This is a genomic window from Streptomyces sp. NPDC090083 (assembly GCF_044747445.1).
Taxonomy (GTDB): Bacteria; Actinomycetota; Actinomycetes; order Streptomycetales; family Streptomycetaceae; genus Streptomyces.
Genome location: NZ_JBIVED010000009.1, coordinates 333,812 through 350,020 on the forward strand (window position 1 = coordinate 333,812; position 16,209 = coordinate 350,020).

Consider the following 16,209-nt stretch of genomic DNA (forward strand, 5'->3'; position numbering starts at 1 on the left):
TGATCACTGAGCGATCGGATTCGCAAAGTATTGCCATGAAAAGCTCGAAAACCGTTGATTTCGGCTTTACATGCACATGGCGGATTTGGAAGGGTTTCGGCCCGGGGCCCGACCAGCCCCCTGGGACGCGTTCAACCGCGCCCCGGTACAAGGCGATCGGTGATCCCGGCCGCCTTCGAACGGAGGAGCCCTCATCCATGCGTGGACCCCACATACGCAGCCTGGCCGTCGCCGTCGCGGTGACGACGGCCGCCACGGGGCTGGCCGGAACGGCCTTCGCGGGACCGGCCACGGGGACGGACCGTGCGACGACGTCGACCGGCGTCAGTGCCGCGTCCGTCGTGACGGCCGCGCGGGCCGCCGCGTTCGCGCACGCCAAGGCGACCGGCGTCACGCGAGGCGATGAACTCCGGGCCCAGGACGTGCTGATCGACCCCGAGGGCGCACGGCATGTCCGGTTCGTCCGCACCCACCAGGGCATGCCCGTCCTCGGCGGCGACCTCGTCGTCCATCTCTCCCACCGGCTTGCCTACACCGGCGTCACCAGGGCGGCCGACCACAGTGTCAGCCCCGCCACCACGCGGCCCGAACTGACGGCGACGCAGGCCGAGGCGAAGGCCGCCGCCGTCGCCCGGGGCGACGCGGGCACCGCCGAACTCGTCGTGGACGCCCGGGACGGCGGAGCCGCCCTCGCCTACCGAATACCCGTCAGCGACAGCAGCACCGCCGACGGGACCGGCACCCGCACGGTCGTCGTCGACGCCGTCACCGGCACGATCCGCAGCAACACCCCCGACAGCGACGAGTTCCTCTCGCCCAGGCTCCTCGACACCCTGCGCGAGCGCGGCGAGACCATGGACCCGGCCACCGGCACTGGCACCGCCGTACAGCCGAAGTCCCTCACGTCGGCCGCCGCGAGCCGCGCGGTCCACTACCCGGCCACCGCGTCCGGCACCGGCACTTCCCTCTTCGTCGGCAAGGTGCCGCTGACCACCACCCGCACCGCGCGCACCAGTTACCTCCTCAAGGACCCGACCCGCTGGGGCACCGAGACCCGCGACGCGAGCGGCAAGGAGCTGGAGAACTTCGCGCAGGGCAAGAAGTTCACGACCGCGAACGACAAGTGGGGCAACGGCACCCTCTCGCGCCGCGACAGCGCCGCCGTCGATGCCCAGTACGGCATCACCAAGACGCTGGACTTCTACAAGAAGACCTTCGGCCGCAAGGGCATAGCGAACAACGGCAAGGCCGCGCGCGGCATGGTCCACTTCGGCAAGAAGGTCGCCAACGCCTTCTGGGACTCGACCTGTGGCTGCATGCTCTACGGCGACGGCGACGGGGACATGTTCAAGAAGCCGCTCGTCGTCATCGACGTCACCGGCCACGAACTCACCCACGGCGTGGTGGACGCCACCGCGAAGCTGGAGCCGACCCGCGTCGACGAGGACGGCAACCAGTTCGGCGAACCCGGCTCCCTGAACGAGTCACTCGCCGACATCTTCGGCTCCAACGTCGAGTTCAGCGCCAACAACGCCAAGAACCCGCCGAACTACCTGATCGGCGAGAAGCTGGGCCTCGCCCAGAAGTTCCTGCGCCGCCTCGACCACCCCTCCCTCGACAAGCTGGAGGGCACGATCGACTACTGGTCGCCGCAGACCTACGACGCCGAGGTGCACGCCGGTTCCGGGGTCTCCTCGCACGCCTACTACCTCCTCGCGGAGGGCAGCGGCAGAAAGAAGATCGGCGGCTTCACCTACGACTCGCCCACCTACGACGGGTCCACGGTCACCGGCATCGGCCGCACCAAGGCCACGGCGATCTTCTACCGGGCGCTCACCCGCTACATGGTGTCCACCACCGACTTCCACGACGCGCGCATCGCGACCCTGAAGGCGGCGGCGGACCTCTACGGCGCGAACAGCACCGCGTACAAGACCGTCGACCAGGCGTGGGCCGCCGTGAACGTCACGGTCGCCAACACCCCCGCCGCGCGGCACTGACGACCGTCCGGGTGCCCGGCCGCGAACCGCGCGCGGGGCACCCGGACACCGGGGCTCAGACCCACTGGCTCTCTATCTCCTCGGAGACGGTGAACACGGCCTCGCAGGACGGACAACTCGCCTTCCCGAACACGTACGTCAGCGCCCGCGCGACCTCCGGATGCCCGGACTCCACCGCCTCGCCGTGCAGGCGCGCCCCGATGCCGTCGAGCTCTTCCGGCGCCGCCGGGACGAGGTCCGTGCGCGCCGCCGCGTCCTCGCCGTCCGCGCCGGTCACGTAGTCACCGGCCGCGGTGAAGACGCCGTACGAGCCGAACGCGACGAACAGGCCCTCCTCGCACTCGGGGCACTCGACCTCGTACTCCTCGCTGTTGATCCCCTCCAGCGCCTCCGCCCACACCCCGCCGTCCTCGAAGGCGAGCACGGCCATCTGGAGGTAGACGAAGGTGTGCGCGTCCTGTCCCGGATCGGCACGCAAATCCCGTGCCACGGCCAGTAGTTGGCCTATCTCCCGGGTGTACCGCGCCCGGTTCTCCTCGTCCGGGTCCGTGGTGATCAGACCGGCCATGGTGACCGCCTGCACCGCCCCGCCCGGCGCCCGGCCGAGCGCGATGTCGGTGAGCACGGGCAGCGCCGCCCAGCTCGCGTCGTACACCGAACCCTGGTGGCACAGTGAGCCCCACAGCTCCTGCCACACCTCGTCGTCCTCGGCGCCCCCGAGGCGCGCGAACAGCCCCGGGATGTCCTCCGCGCTGCCGTAGGCGTGGCTCAGCCCGGACCAATCGATCGTCGTCATACGGCGATTGTGCCGCCCGGCACTGACAACGCGGTTTCCGCCGCCATCGCCCCGACTCCCGCCGCCGTCACCGCCGTTCGGCCGACCCGTCAGGCTCGGCCGGCTCACCACGTCACCGCGACCAATCCTGCTTCTTTTATTGACGACGGAAAAGAAGGCATCTAGGTTCCCGCCATGCGCTCGATCCCCCGTACCGAGTCGTTCCCGGCGCACACGCCGGCCGTCTCACAGGTCTTCACGGCCGTGCTGTCCCACGGTCCCCTCACCCGTCTCGACGTGGCCCGCCGGACGGGACTGTCGGCGGCAGCCGTGACCAAGGCGGTCCGGCCCCTGATGGAGGCCGGGTACCTGACGGAGGGCGCCGACCAGGAAGCGCCCCCGGCGCTCGGGCGGCCCGCGAACCTCGTCCGGGTCGACGGCGCACGGGCGTTGTTCATCGGGGTCAAGGTCACCGGCGACGAGATCATCGCCGTCCTCGCCGATCTCTGCTGCCGTCTCCGCGTCGCCCGCCACGTGCCGCTGACCGACCACGACCCCAAGGCGGTGCTCGCCTCGATCGCGGACCTGGCCCAGGAACTCCGCGTCGAGGCAGATGACTTGGGCATCCGGGTGCTCGGCCTCGGGCTCGCGGTCTCCGGTGACGTGGACCGCGGCGAAGGGGTCGTCCGCTACTCGCCGTTCCTGGACTGGCGGGACGTACCGCTGGCCGAACTGGCCGCCATGACAACGGGATTGCCCGTCACCGTCGACAACGACGTGCGCGCGCTGACCGTCGCCGAGCAGTGGTTCGGCGCAGGCGCGGGCCTCACGGACTTCGCCGTGGTGACCGTCGGCGCGGGCATCGGCTGCGGACTCGTCGTGCACGGCCAAGTCGTTTCCGGCGCCCACGGAGTGGCCGGCGAGATCGGGCACGTGGTCGTCGACCCCGCCGGGCCGCCTTGCCACTGCGGCAACCGCGGCTGCGTCGAGGCGATCGCCGGGGACGCCGCGATCCTCGCCCGCGTCCGTGAGGTCACCGGCGTCCAAGTCGCCGACACAGCGGAGGCGTTGGCCCTCGCCCACCGGGGCGACGCCGGAGCGCGCGAGGTGTACGCGCGGGCCGGTGAGGCCATCGGCCGGGGCATCGCGACCGTGGTCAACCTGTTCGGCCCCGAACGCGTGATCATCTCCGGCGAGGGCCTGGCCGCCTACGACCTGTTCGCCGAGCAGATCCGCGACTCCTTCACCGCCGCTGCCTTCGGCTCCGCCGCCCGCTGCGACGTGCACACCCGCCCCCTGCCCTTCGACGAATGGGCGCGCGGGGCTGCCGCCACCGCGATCCAGTCCTTCATCCGAGCCACCGACTAGAACGCCCCCGCACCCCCCGACAGCCACCCCCACCCAACCCCACCCACCCCCTCCTACCCGCACGAGGAGCCCGACGATGTACTCCCTCACGCCCGTCCGCGCCCTGAGAGCCATGGTGGTCCTGGCCCTCACCGCAGGCTTCGCCACCCACCTCCCCGCCGCGCACGCGGCGACCCCGGCGGCGGACACCTCGGCGCCCGTCGCCGCCAAACCCTTCATGGGCTGGTCGAGTTGGAGCATGCAGTCGTCCAAGTACCCCGGTCTCAACCCGGACGGCGACTACAGCTACCTGACCGAGGCGAACATCACCAAGCAGACCGACGCGCTGGCCTCGAAGCTGAAGAAGTACGGCTACACCTACGTGAACATCGACGCGGGGTGGTGGCGCGACAACGCCTGGACGCCGGAGTACGACCAGTACGGCCGCCAGAAGGCCGACCCGAAACGTTTCCCCAGCGGCATGAAGGCCGTCGCCGACCGCATCCACTCCAAGGGCCTCAAGGCCGGCATCTACCTGCCGGCCGGCCTGGAGAAGGAGGCGTACGGCGACGGCAGGACGCCCATCTGGAACGCGGCCGGCTGCACCACCGCCGACATCGTCTACAGCGACCTGCGCACCACCAACGGCTGGGACAGCTCGTACAAGCTCGACTTCTCCCGGCCCTGCACCCAGAAGTACATCGACTCGCAGGCCCAGTCGATCGCCGGCTGGGGTTACGACTTCCTGAAGCTCGACGGCGTCGGCCCCGGTTCGGGGAAGAGCGGCGACCAGTACGACAACGTTGCCGACGTGACCGCCTGGAACAAGGCCATCGCCGCCACCGGACGCCCGATCCACCTGGAGCTGTCCTGGTCCCTGGACTACGGACACGCCGCCGACTGGAAGAAGTACTCCAACGGCTGGCGCATCGACACCGACGTCGAGTGCTACTGCAACACCCTGGTCAGCTGGGAGAACTCGGTCGACGACCGCTGGGACGACACCCCCGCGTGGACCGGCCAGGCAGGCCCCGGCGGCTGGAACGACCTCGACTCCCTCGACGTCGGCAACGGCGCGATGGACGGCCTGACCAAGGCCGAGCGGCAGAGCTACGCGACCCTCTGGGCCGTCGCCAAGTCCCCGCTGTTCAGCGGTGACGACCTCACCCGCCTCGACGACTACGGCCTCTCGCTGCTCACCAACCGCGAGGTCATCGGCGTCGACCAGAGCGACGCACCGCCCGCGCGCCCGGTCACCCCGTCCGACCCCCAGCAGGTGTGGGCCGCCAAGAACCCTGACGGCACGTACACGGTCGCCCTGTTCAACCTCGCCGACTCGCCCGCCGCCGTCTCCGCGAACTGGACGACCCTCGGCTTCACCGGCAAGGCAGCCGTCCGCGACCTCTGGAACCACGAGGACCTCGGCACCTACACCGGCAAGGTCACCCAGGCCCTGCCCGCCCACGGCTCCCGCCTCTTCACCGTCACCCCGCGCGGCGGCGCCGTCACCACGACCGGCTACGAGGCCGAGGCCGGCGGCAACACCCTCTCCGGCAACGCCTCCCTCGCCGACTGCTCCGCCTGCTCCGGCGGCAAGAAGGTCGGCAACCTCTACGTCGGCGGCAAGCTCACCGTCAACAAGGTCACAGTCGCCAAGGCCGGCACCTACCAGGTGAGGATCGCCTACGTCAGCGGCGACTCCCGCTCGGCGAGCGTCTCCTCGAACGGCAACGCGGCCACCAGCCACAAGTTCCCGTCCACCGGCGACTGGGGGACCGTCGGGACGGTCAGCGTGCCCGTGTCCCTGAAGGCGGGCGCCAACACCATCACCTTCGACAGCGGTTCGGGCTACGCGCCGGACATCGACCGGATCGACGTGCCCACCTCCTCCTCCTGAGCCGACCTTCGCGGAGACCGTCATGTCCAGTGCACCGTTCGACCTGCCCAGACGCAACGTACTCGCCCTCGCCGCGGCCACCGGCGCCCTCGCCGGCCTGCCCGCCTTCACCGCCTCGGCCGCACCGCAGCGCCCCGCCGGCTCCGCCACCGACAGCGGCACCTCGCACCACACCCTGTGGTGGCAGGCGCCCGCGGGCGACACCTCGATGATCGAACAGGGCCTCCCCGTCGGCAACGGCCGCCTCGGCGCCCTCGCGAGCAACGACCCCGGCCACGAGGTCCTCCTCGTCACCGACGCCACGATGTGGACCGGCGGCCTCAACGACACGCTCGACTCCGACGGCCAATTCCCCTACGGCCGCGCGGACTTCGGGTCCCTCACCCTGCTCGCCAGGCTCACCGTCGACCTCCCCGACCACGACCTCGGCGCCGTCTCCGGCTACCGCCGCACCCTCGACCTGGAGCGGGGCGTGGTGGGAGCCTCGTACGCCCGCTCCGGAGTGACGTACCAGCGGGAGATCTTCGCCAGCCGCCCCGACGACGCGATCGTCCTCCACTTCAGCCAGAACGGCGGCGGACGCTACACCGGCACGATCACCCTGGAGGGGACGCACGGCGAGGCCGCCGCCACCTCCTTCGGCGCTACCTTCGCCAACGGCCTGAAGTACGGAGCCGCCGTCACCGCCCACGGCAGCGGCGGCCGGGTCACGGTCAGCGGCGCGCACATCACCTTCGCCGGCTGCAAGGACCTCACGGTCGTGGTCAGCGGCGGCACCGACTACGCGCCGGACCCCGCCCACGGCTACCGCGCCCCCAAGGCAGACCCGCAGAAGCTCGCCCGCGACAAGGTCCGCGCCGCCGCCCAGCACTCGGCCGACACCCTGCTGCGCACCCATGTCGCCGACCACCGCGCGGTGTTCGGCACGTTCGGCCTCTCGCTCGGCGAATCGACCCCCGAGCAGCGCGCCCTCGACACCTGGGAGCGCATCCGGCTGCGCGCCACGAGCGGCGAGCCCGACCCCGAACTCGAAGCCGCCTACGTCCAGTTCGGCCGCTACCTGATGGTCGGCTCGTCACGCGGCAGCCTACCCATGGGCCTCCAGGGAGTGTGGCTGGACGGCAACGACCCGGACTGGATGGGCGATTACCACACCGACATCAACATCCAGATGAACTACTGGATGGCCGACCGGGTGGGCCTGTCCTCGTGCTTCGACGCCTTCACCGACTACTGCGTCACCCAGGTGAAGGACTGGACCGAGCTGACCGGCAGGCTGTTCCAGGACCCCCGCAACCGCTTCCGCAACACCAGCGGAAAGGTCGCGGGCTGGACCGTCGCGTTCTCCACCAACCCCTATGGCGGACTGGGCTGGTGGTGGCACCCGGCGGGCAACGCCTGGCTGTGCAACAGCCTGTGGGAGCACTACGAGTTCACCCACTCCCGGGCCCACCTGGAGAAGATCTACCCCCTCCTCAAGGGCGCCTGCGAGTTCTGGCAGACGCGGCTGGTCACCACCACCCTGGACAACGGCAAGGAAGTACTGGTCGCGGACCACGACTGGTCTCCCGAGCAGGGTCCGCAGGACGGCAGGGGCAACACCTACGCCCAGGAAGTGGTGTGGACCCTCTTCGGCAACTACGCCGCCGCCTCCGCGGAGTTGAAGCGGGACAGCGGGTTCGCGCACACCGTCTCGGGTCTGCGCAGGCGGCTGTACCTCCCCGAGGTGAGCCCCACGTCCGGCTGGCTGGAGGAGTGGATGTCGCCCGACAACCTCGGCGAGACCACCCACCGCCACCTGTCCCCGCTCATCAACCTCTTCCCCGGCGACCGCATCCGCCCCGACGGCTCCACCCCGAAGGACATCGTCGCCGGCGCCACCGCCCTGCTCACCGCGCGCGGCATGAACAGCTTCGGCTGGGCCAACGCCTGGCGCAGCCTGTGCTGGGCGCGCCTCAAGAACGCCGACAACGCCTACCAGTTGATCGTCAACAACCTCCGCCCGTCCGAGAACGGCACCAACGGCACCGCCTTCAACCTCTTCGACATCTACGAGGTGGAGACGGGCCGCGGCATCTTCCAGATCGAGGCCAACTTCGGCACCCCGGCCGCCGTGACCGAGATGCTCCTGTACTCCCGGCCCGGCCACCTGGAACTCCTGCCCGCCCTCCCGGACGCCTGGGCCGACTCCGGCTCGGTCACCGGCGTCGGCGCCCGCGGCGGGTTCGTCGTCGACCTGCGCTGGAAGAACGGCAGGCCCACCGAGGTGAAGCTCCGCAGCGTCGGCGGTCGCACCACGACCGTCGCCCACGGCGGAAAGACCCGCACGGTGACCGTCACGCCGGGTGCGTCCGTCACGCTGCGGGACTTCGCACGGTGAGCGCCGGACGGGCACGACTGCGCCGGACGGCCGCACTCCTCCTGCTCGCCGCAGCCTTCCAGGCCGGACCCGCGCACGCGCAATCGCAGGCGCCGGCACAGGCGCAGGCCGTGAACGGCCCGAAGGACGTGATCACTTGGGGAGCGAGCGCCGACCACCTCGGTGACGGCGTCGCCGACCGCGGCTACCGGCTGGTGGTGCACACCAGCGTGGCCGGCCGCGATCTGCGGATCCGGCTCTCCAACGCCTTCGGCGACCGGCCGCTGACCTTCGACAGCGCCTACGCGGGTGTGCAGAAGGCGGGCGCCGCACTCGTCCCCGGCTCCAACCGGCGGCTCACCTTCGGCGGCGCCACGACGGTCACGGTCCCGGCGGGCGGGGTCGCCTACAGCGACCCGCTCCCCGGCCGACTGCCCGCCGCGACCGACCTGGTGGTCAGCATCCACACCCCGGACGCGAGCGGCCCGGCGACCGGCCACGGCATGGCCCTGCAGACGTCGTACGTCACCCAGGGCGACCACACCGGCGAGGAGGGCGCCACCGCCTGGACGGACACCACCGGCTCCTGGTACTACCTGGACGCCGTCTCCGTACGGCCGAGCGCGGGCATCGGAGCCGTGGTCACGCTCGGCGACTCCATCACGGACGGCTGGGCGTCCACGTCGGATCTCGACCGGCGCTGGCCCGACTACCTGGCCCGGCGGCTCCAGAACGCCCGCACGACCGTCAAGGGCGTGGCCAACGAAGGGATCTCGGGCAACAAGGTCCTCGCCGACGGCGCCGGGCAGAGCGCGCTGAACCGGTTGCAGCGCGATGTGCTGTCCCAGCCCGGTGTCCGCACCGTGTTCCTCTTCGAGGGCGTCAACGACATCAAGGCGCACTCCGGGGTCACCGCCCAGGACCTCATCGCCGGATACCGCGAGATCATCGAACGGGCGCACGCGGCCGGGAAGTGCGTCGTCGGCGCCACCGTAGGACCCTTCAAGGGCTGGCCCGAATGGGACACCGCCGGTGAGGCGGTACGCCAGGAGGTCAACCAATTCATCAGGAGCAGCGGGGAGTTGGACGCGGTCGCCGACTTCGACCACATCCTCCGCAGCCCCTACGACCAGGAGAGGATGCTCCCCTTCCTCGACGGCGGCGACCACATCCACCCCAACGACAAGGGGATGGCGGCCATGGCCGACGCGGTCGACCTCAGGAGCCTCGGCTGCGGGAAGTGAGGCTCAGCCGGACGCCGTCGCCTCCGGGGTGATCAGACCCCGGCGGTAGGCGATCGCCACCGCCTCCGTACGGCTCGCGGCGCTCAGCTTCGCGAGGATGTTGGAGACGTGGACGCTCGCGGTCTTGCCGGTGATGAACAGCTCCTCGCCGATCTGGCGGTTGCTGCGGCCCAGCGCGAGCAGCCGCAGCACGTCCTGCTCGCGGGCCGTCAGCGGCGAGGAGCGGTCACCGGCGTCCGGCGCCGGGTCGCCCAGGCGGCCACGGCGGATCAGGGTGTCCACCCGCGCGAGCAGGGGCGCGGCGCCCAGCCGGGCGGCCGTCTCCCGTGCCGCACGGGCCGGGGCGGTCGCCTCCTCGCGGCGGTCGGCCGCCACCAGGGCCTCGGCGTGACGGAACTGGCAGCGCGCCCGTTCGTACACATCGCCGTAGTCGAACGTGGCCACCGCCTTCTCCCAGGCCGCCGGGTCCGGTCCCGAGGCCGCGCGGATCCACTCGGCCTCGGCGCGGGCCAGCCACGCTTGCCCCTCCGGCCCCTGCGGACGTGCCTCGCCGCCCGCGTCGGCCACGGACCGGGCCAGCTCGACCAGTTCCGTCGCGGTGTCCGTCCACTGGCGCACCCCCGCCTCGTCGCCCGCCGCCCGCAGCGCGGCGGCGCGGTCGGCGACCGCGGCCAGCGCGAGGGCGGCCAGCCGGACGGTGAGATCGGGACGGCGGCCGGAGTCGTCGGTGAGCGCGGCGACCGCCGTACGCACCTGCTCGACCGCCGCCTCCGGGTCGCCCCGAAAGGCGCCCGCGTCGGTCAGGGCGATGCTCGACACCATCACGGCCATCCAGTCGAACGGCCCGTCCAGCAGGGCCCGCGCCCGCTCCACCGCCGCCAAGTCCCCACGTGCCAGCGCCACGTACAGCGCGGGGCCCATGGTGAAACCGCCCGCGTGCGGCAGCGACGCCGCGTCGCTCGCGGCGGCCTCCAGGCACTCGTCCCAGCGGCCCAGCGTGTACAGCACCAGCAGCCGGAGATAGCGCATCTCCAGCGGATACGGCGACGAGAGCAGCCCGGCGCGGCGGGCCCGGTCCAGGCCCTCGGTCAGCCAGGGCAGCGACTCCTCCAGCTCCCCGGACTCGAAACCGCCGATGGCGAGATGGAACAGGGCGCGCATCTCCACGGGCGCGTGCCCGGACCGCCGGGCCAGCTCGCGTGCCTCCGCGAGCCGCTCGCGGCCCCTGCGGGTGCGCCGGCCGCCCTTCTCCAGAGTGGCCAGCGAGATCATCAGGTCGGCCCGCGCGTCCGTCAGCCGGAGCTCCTCCGCGACGCCGAGGGCCTGGCGGGCGATCCGCAGCGCGATCCCGTCCTCGCCGACCTGCCGCGCCGCCAGCACATGCGTGGCCGCCGCCCACACCCAGGTCCGCGAGGGCGGATCGGCGGGGATCATCGCCAACGCCTCGCTGCTGTACGCGAACGCGGCCGTGAGGCTGTCGACGCCCATGAGGTTCCCGGCCAGCGTGTAGCGGACCCGGGCGGCCAGCTCGGAGTCCGTGTCCTGCCCGATCCCGGCGAGCGCGGACCGGGTGAGGGAGACCGCCCGGTGCGCGTCCCCGGCGTGAGCAGCCGCCGCGGACGCGCGCAGGGTGAGGGCCACGCTGTCGGTGCCCTCGCCCGAGGGACGGGCGGCCGGGTCGACCGACGACCACAGGTCGAGGACGGTCTCCAGATGCCGCAGCTCCTCGGCGGGCGCGCCGACGCGCCGGGCGTGGTCGGCGGCCTCCAGGGAGGCGGCCAGCGCCTCGGCGAGGTCGTGGCTCTCGCGGTAGTGGTGGGCGCGCTCCGCCGCGCTCTCGGCCGGGTGACCGCGTGAGGCGAGGAGGCGGGCGAACGCGCCGTGCTGCCGGGAGCGCTCGCCGGGGAGGAGGTCGGCGTACACCGCCTCGCGGGCGAGGGCGTGCCGGAAGGAGTACGTGTCGCCGTGCCCGGGGACCAGGAGCCGGCGCTCGACGGCCTCGCGCAGCGCCGAATCGAGCTCGTCCTCGGGGAGCCGGACCGCGTCGCGCAGCAGGTCGTACTCGACGCGGCGCCCGGCGACGGCGGCGGTGCGCAGCACCTGCTGGGCGGTGTCGGAGAGCTGCTCGAAACGGATCAGCAGGACGTCGGCCAGACCGCTCGGCACGCCGCCCGCCTCCAGGTCGCTCGCGGCGAGCAGCTCCTCCGCGTAGAAGGCGTTCCCCTCGGCGCGCTCGACGATCCGGCGGACCGTGCCGTCCGGCACCGGGCCGGTGCGCAGCGTGCGCACCAGTCGGGCGACCTCGGCGTCCGCCATGGGCCGCAGCTCCAGCCGCTCCACGGCGGGCAGCCGGACCAGCTCGGCGAGCAGGGGCCGCAGGGGATGGCGGCGGTGGAGGTCGTCCGCGCGGTACGACGCGAGGACCGCGAGACGGTGGGTGGGGGAGCCGCCCGCCGGGCGCTGGAGGATGCCCCGGCTGAGCAGGAAGCGGAGCAGGTCGCGGGAGGACTGGTCGGCCCAGTGCAGGTCCTCCAGGACCAGGAGCAGGGGTGCGACGTCCGAGAGGTCGGCGAGCAGTCCCGCGATGCCCTCGAAGAGCCGCAGCCGGCCGCCCGCGTCCCGGGCCGCGTCCGAACCGGCGCCCAGCAGCCGGTCCACCGCCGGATGCGCGGCCAGGGCGGCGGCGAAGCGTTCGTCGCCGGCGAGGACACCGAGGATCTCGGTGAAGGGGAGGTACGGCAGACCGACGTCACCGAGGTCGACGCAGTGACCGGTGAGCACCGTCATCCCGGAGCCCGCGGCCCGCCCCGCGACCTCGTCCAGGACGCGGGTCTTGCCGACGCCCGCGTCCCCGGCGATCAGCAGCGCCCCGGCCGTCCCCGCGCGGGCACGGTCCAGGACACCGGCGAGGCGGGCGAGTTCCTCGTCCCGGCCGATGAGCGGCGCTGCTGCTACGGATGACGACACGCACCCATCCTGGCACGCGCCACCGACAACGCACCTGGCCACCGGGCGGGAGCCGGCCCCCGCCCGGTGGCCCGGGTCAGCGCAGGGTCTCGGCCCAGTTCGCCGGCACGCGTCCCGCGGGACCCGGCGCCGGCTGGTCCTTCGGATGACTCACCGGGGCGGTCAGTTCGGGACCTGAGTCGTACAGCTCGGAGGTGGTGAAGTTCCAGAACCAGTCCTCGCCCGGCTCGTAGCTCTGGATGAACGGGTGCCCGGTGGACTGGAAGTGGGCCGTGGCGTGCTTGGCGGGGGAGTCGTCGCAGCAGCCGACGTGACCGCACTGCGCGCACCGCCGGAGGTGGAACCACCAGCCGCCAGCCGCGTCGCACTCCACACAACCCGCCCCGCTCGGCGGGACGTTCGGCTCGATTCCTGCGATGTCGCTCATGCGGACTCCTCGGGCGTCTCGTTGTCGGCGGCGGTGAGGGGCAGCAGGACCTGGAAGCGGGTGTCGCCCGGCACCGACTCCACCTGGAGGGTGCCGTGGTGCTTGTTGACGACGATCCGCCAGGAGATGTCCAGACCGAGCCCCGTGCCCTCGCCGACCGGCTTGGTGGTGAAGAACGGATCGAAGATACGGCCGCGGATCTCCTGCGGCACACCGGGACCCGTGTCCCGGAACTCCACCATCAGCTGGTCGTGCTCCAGCGCCGTCCGCACCGTCAGGGTGCCGGCCCCGCCCGAACTCTCCATCGCCGAGACCGCGTTGTCGATCAGGTTCGTCCACACCTGGTTCAACTCGGCCGGGTACGCGGGGATCCTGGGGAGCGTACGGTCGTACTCCTTGACGACCTTGATGCTGTCGCCGAACTTGCCCGCGAGCATCAGCAGGGTGCTGTCGAGGAGTTCGTGGACGTCGACCACCTGATAGGGGGCGCGGTCCAGCTGCGAGTACTGCTTGGCGGCGCCGACCAGGTTCGAGACGCGGGTCGTGGAGTCCTCGATCTCCGTCATCAACAGCTCTGTCTCGACCGTGTAGTTGAGCCAGCCGATCGCGCTCGGCAGGACCTCCGCGTCCACGGCTGCGGCCACCTGGTCGAGCCACTCGATGTCGAGACCGGCCTGCACGAACGTCGGCGCGATCTGCCACGACTCGGTGATGTCGTGGTCCTCCAGCCAGTCGGTGAGCGCGTCCTCGCGGTCCGAGGCCTCCAGGGGGCTCAACGAGGGTGCCTTGGCGACGCGTTCGGCCGTGCGCTCCTGGATGTCGATCAGGTTGGCGAGCGCCTCGCGCGGATACCCGCCGGCCGAGATGACCCGCAGCTTGTGCCGCATCTTCGCCACCCGCTCGCGCAGCGCCGAGGTGGCGCGGACGGCCGCGGCGGCCGGATTGTTCAGCTCATGGGTCAGTCCGGCGGACAACGAGCCCAGCGCCAGCAGCCGTTCACGCTGGCTGATCGCCAGCTGGGTGCTCTTCGAACCGAAGAAGAGGCCCTCCAGCAGGTGCACCGCCATCGGGAACCACTCGCTCATGATGTTCGCGAAGGTCTCGGCCGGCAGCACGAAGAACCGCGTCGGCTCCGTCACCCGCATCGAGTTGAGGTACACCTGCTGCACCCGGTCCCCGATGTAGGCCTGCATCGCGCCCGTGTACACCCCGCGCTGCGAGGTCCTGGTGACCTCCACGTCGTCACCGCCGACCCGGCGCGACAGCACGACGGTGCCCTCCAGCATCACGTAGAAGCAGGTCGCGGGGTCGCCCTCGGTGTAGACGGGTCCGGCCTCGAACAGCTCCACCTGGCCGTCGCAGCACAGCCGGCCGAGCTGTTCCGGCGTGAGCTTCTCGAACAGGAACAGCGTGCCGATCTCCTGCACGCTGCACGGCTGCACCTGCCCGCTCATGACTGCTCCAGGTAGCGGTGGACGAGCATCACGGCCATGGCTCCCTCTCCGACGGCGGACGCGACGCGTTTCGCGGACTCGGCGCGCGCGTCGCCCGCCACGAACACGCCGGGAATGTTGGTCTCCAGGTGGTACGGCGGCCGGTCCAGCTCCCAGCCCGCGGGCGGGGTGCCGTCCGGGGTGAGGTCGGGCCCGGACAGGATGAACCCGCGTGCGTCGCGGTGCACCGAACCGTCCAGCCAGTCGGTCAGCGGGGCCGCGCCGATGAACACGAACATCCACTGCGCGTCGACGAGTTCGGTCTTCCCGCTCTCGGTGTCGCGCAGGGTGAGCTGCTCCAGGTGGTCGGAGCCGTGCGCCGCCTCGACGACGGTGCCGGTGCGCACCGAGATGTTCTCGGCCTCGTTGATCTGCTGGATCAGGTAGTACGACATCGACGCGGCCAGCGAGGCCCCGCGCACCAGCAGCGTCACCGACTTGGCGCCCCGGGACAGGTACATCGCCGCCTGCCCAGCCGAGTTGGCGCCGCCGACGATGTACACGTCGTGGCCCTGGCAGGACGCGGCCTCGGTGAGCGCCGAGCCGTAGTAGACCCCGCAGCCCGTCAGGTCGGGTGTGCCGGGCGCCTCCAACTGCCGGTAGGAGACGCCGGTCGCCAGGATCACGGCGTGCGCGGCGACCGCCGAGCCGTCCGCGAACCGTACGACGCGTGCGGAGCCGTTGACCTCAAGTCCCGTGACCTCGCGGGCGGTCAGCACCTCCGCACCGAACTTCCCGGCCTGCCGCCGTGCCCGGTCGGTGAGTTGAGCCCCGGACACTCCGTCCGGGAAGCCGAGGTAGTTCTCGATGCGTGAACTCTGCCCGGCCTGGCCGCCGGTGGCCGACCGCTCGACGAGCACCGTCCGCAGCCCCTCCGAGGCGCCGTAGACGGCCGCGCCGAGTCCGGCGGGGCCACCGCCGATGACGACGAGGTCGTAGAAGTCGGCCGTCGGTGTGGTCGCGAGGCCGACCTCGGCGGCCAGTTCGGGCGCCTCCGGCTCGACCAGCACGTTGCCCTCGGCGGTGATGACGAGCGGCAGCCGCTGGCCGTCCTGCCCGGCGGCGGACAGCAGGCGCAGTCCCTCCGGGGTGTCGGCGGAGTACCAGCGGTACGGCACCTGGTTGCGGGCCAGGAACTCCCGCACGTCCGAGGAGCGTGCCGACCAGCGGTGACCGACCACCTTCGTCGCGGGCACGGGCCGGTAGTCGCTGTTCCGCCAGGCCTCCAGGAGATCGTCCAGGACCGGGTAGAGCTTCTCCTCCGGCGGGTCCCACGGCTTCAGCAGATAGTGGTCGAGGTCCACGACGTTGATCGCGTCGATCGCCGCGTCCGTGTCCGCGTACGCGGTCAGCAGCACCCGGCGCGCGCCCGGGTAGACGTCGAGCGCCTGCTCCAGGAACTCGATGCCGTTCATCTGCGGCATCCGGTAGTCGGCGAGGATCACGGCCACGAGATCCCCGCGCAGCTTCAGTTCCCGCAGCGCGTCCAGCGCGGACTCGCCGGACTCGGCGCGCACGATGCGGTACGACTCGCCGTAGCGCCGCCGCAGGTCACGGGCGACGGCACGGGAGACTCCCGGATCGTCGTCCACGGTCATGATCACACCTGCGGTGGCTTTGGAAGGTGCCATACGACGACCCTAACGGCGTAAGCAGGGGCAGGCCATGCCGGGAGTGGCCGCGGCACGGCCGGTCTCCTC

At 71.7% G+C, this 16,209-nt stretch carries 10 protein-coding genes; 5 read left to right on the forward strand and 5 right to left on the reverse strand.

The window, feature by feature from the left end:
* The first annotated feature begins 197 nt into the window (after window positions 1–197).
* A complete protein-coding gene (locus ACIPTO_RS30145) occupies window positions 198–2,000 on the forward strand; it encodes a M4 family metallopeptidase (protein ID WP_401197320.1) in 1,803 nt (600 codons plus the stop codon).
* 55 nt (window positions 2,001–2,055) lie between these two features.
* Here ACIPTO_RS30145 and ACIPTO_RS30150 read toward each other — a convergent pair whose 3' ends face one another.
* Window positions 2,056–2,796, reverse strand: coding sequence for a hypothetical protein (locus tag ACIPTO_RS30150; RefSeq protein ID WP_401197322.1), 741 nt, complete (start codon window positions 2,794–2,796; stop codon window positions 2,056–2,058).
* Between the two features lie 174 nt (window positions 2,797–2,970).
* Here ACIPTO_RS30150 and ACIPTO_RS30155 point away from each other — a divergent pair, with 174 nt between their 5' ends.
* From ACIPTO_RS30155 to ACIPTO_RS30170, 4 genes are all read left to right on the forward strand, one after another.
* The gene (locus tag ACIPTO_RS30155; RefSeq protein WP_401197324.1) at window positions 2,971–4,143 is read left to right on the forward strand and encodes an ROK family protein; all 1,173 of its coding nucleotides are present in this window, start codon (window positions 2,971–2,973) and stop codon (window positions 4,141–4,143) included.
* A 76-nt stretch (window positions 4,144–4,219) separates the two neighbouring features.
* Window positions 4,220–6,019 (forward strand): alpha-galactosidase D, encoded by a 1,800-nt coding sequence (locus ACIPTO_RS30160; RefSeq protein ID WP_401197327.1) that lies wholly within the window; start codon window positions 4,220–4,222, stop codon window positions 6,017–6,019.
* A gap of 22 nt (window positions 6,020–6,041) precedes the next feature.
* The gene (locus ACIPTO_RS30165) at window positions 6,042–8,399 is read left to right on the forward strand and encodes a glycosyl hydrolase family 95 catalytic domain-containing protein (protein WP_401197329.1); all 2,358 of its coding nucleotides are present in this window, start codon (window positions 6,042–6,044) and stop codon (window positions 8,397–8,399) included.
* Window positions 8,396–9,622: an SGNH/GDSL hydrolase family protein gene (locus ACIPTO_RS30170; protein ID WP_401197332.1), complete on the forward strand. Its 1,227-nt coding sequence runs from the start codon at window positions 8,396–8,398 to the stop codon at window positions 9,620–9,622. The genes ACIPTO_RS30165 and ACIPTO_RS30170 overlap by 4 nt, the downstream gene beginning before the upstream one ends.
* Window positions 9,623–9,625: 3 nt before the next feature.
* On the opposite strand, the gene ACIPTO_RS30175 is transcribed toward ACIPTO_RS30170, so the two are convergent.
* The 4 genes from ACIPTO_RS30175 to ACIPTO_RS30190 form a co-directional block, all read right to left on the reverse strand.
* Entirely contained in the window at window positions 9,626–12,589 is a 2,964-nt protein-coding gene (locus ACIPTO_RS30175) for an AAA family ATPase (protein ID WP_401197335.1), read from the reverse strand.
* A gap of 76 nt (window positions 12,590–12,665) precedes the next feature.
* The gene (locus ACIPTO_RS30180; RefSeq protein ID WP_366325107.1) at window positions 12,666–13,016 is read right to left on the reverse strand and encodes a UBP-type zinc finger domain-containing protein; all 351 of its coding nucleotides are present in this window, start codon (window positions 13,014–13,016) and stop codon (window positions 12,666–12,668) included.
* Window positions 13,013–14,470: an ATP-binding protein gene (locus ACIPTO_RS30185; RefSeq protein ID WP_366325109.1), complete on the reverse strand. Its 1,458-nt coding sequence runs from the start codon at window positions 14,468–14,470 to the stop codon at window positions 13,013–13,015. The genes ACIPTO_RS30180 and ACIPTO_RS30185 overlap by 4 nt, the downstream gene beginning before the upstream one ends.
* On the reverse strand, window positions 14,467–16,140 hold the full coding sequence (locus tag ACIPTO_RS30190; RefSeq protein WP_401197338.1) for an FAD-dependent oxidoreductase: 1,674 nt from the start codon (window positions 16,138–16,140) through the stop codon (window positions 14,467–14,469). Before ACIPTO_RS30190 ends, ACIPTO_RS30185 begins: the two co-directional genes overlap by 4 nt.
* Window positions 16,141–16,209: the final 69 nt, after the last annotated feature.

What these genes read in the sequence shown, in the direction of transcription:
- ACIPTO_RS30145 (WP_401197320.1), top strand. Translation starts at nt 198, where the DNA reads ATGCGTGGACCCCACATACGCAGCCTGGCCGTCGCCGTCGCGGTGACG.
- ACIPTO_RS30150 (WP_401197322.1), bottom strand. Translation starts at nt 2,796, where the DNA reads ATGACGACGATCGATTGGTCCGGGCTGAGCCACGCCTACGGCAGCGCG.
- ACIPTO_RS30155 (WP_401197324.1), top strand. Translation starts at nt 2,971, where the DNA reads ATGCGCTCGATCCCCCGTACCGAGTCGTTCCCGGCGCACACGCCGGCC.
- ACIPTO_RS30160 (WP_401197327.1), top strand. Translation starts at nt 4,220, where the DNA reads ATGTACTCCCTCACGCCCGTCCGCGCCCTGAGAGCCATGGTGGTCCTG.
- ACIPTO_RS30165 (WP_401197329.1), top strand. Translation starts at nt 6,042, where the DNA reads ATGTCCAGTGCACCGTTCGACCTGCCCAGACGCAACGTACTCGCCCTC.
- ACIPTO_RS30180 (WP_366325107.1), bottom strand. Translation starts at nt 13,016, where the DNA reads ATGAGCGACATCGCAGGAATCGAGCCGAACGTCCCGCCGAGCGGGGCG.
- ACIPTO_RS30185 (WP_366325109.1), bottom strand. Translation starts at nt 14,470, where the DNA reads ATGAGCGGGCAGGTGCAGCCGTGCAGCGTGCAGGAGATCGGCACGCTG.
- ACIPTO_RS30190 (WP_401197338.1), bottom strand. Translation starts at nt 16,140, where the DNA reads ATGGCACCTTCCAAAGCCACCGCAGGTGTGATCATGACCGTGGACGAC.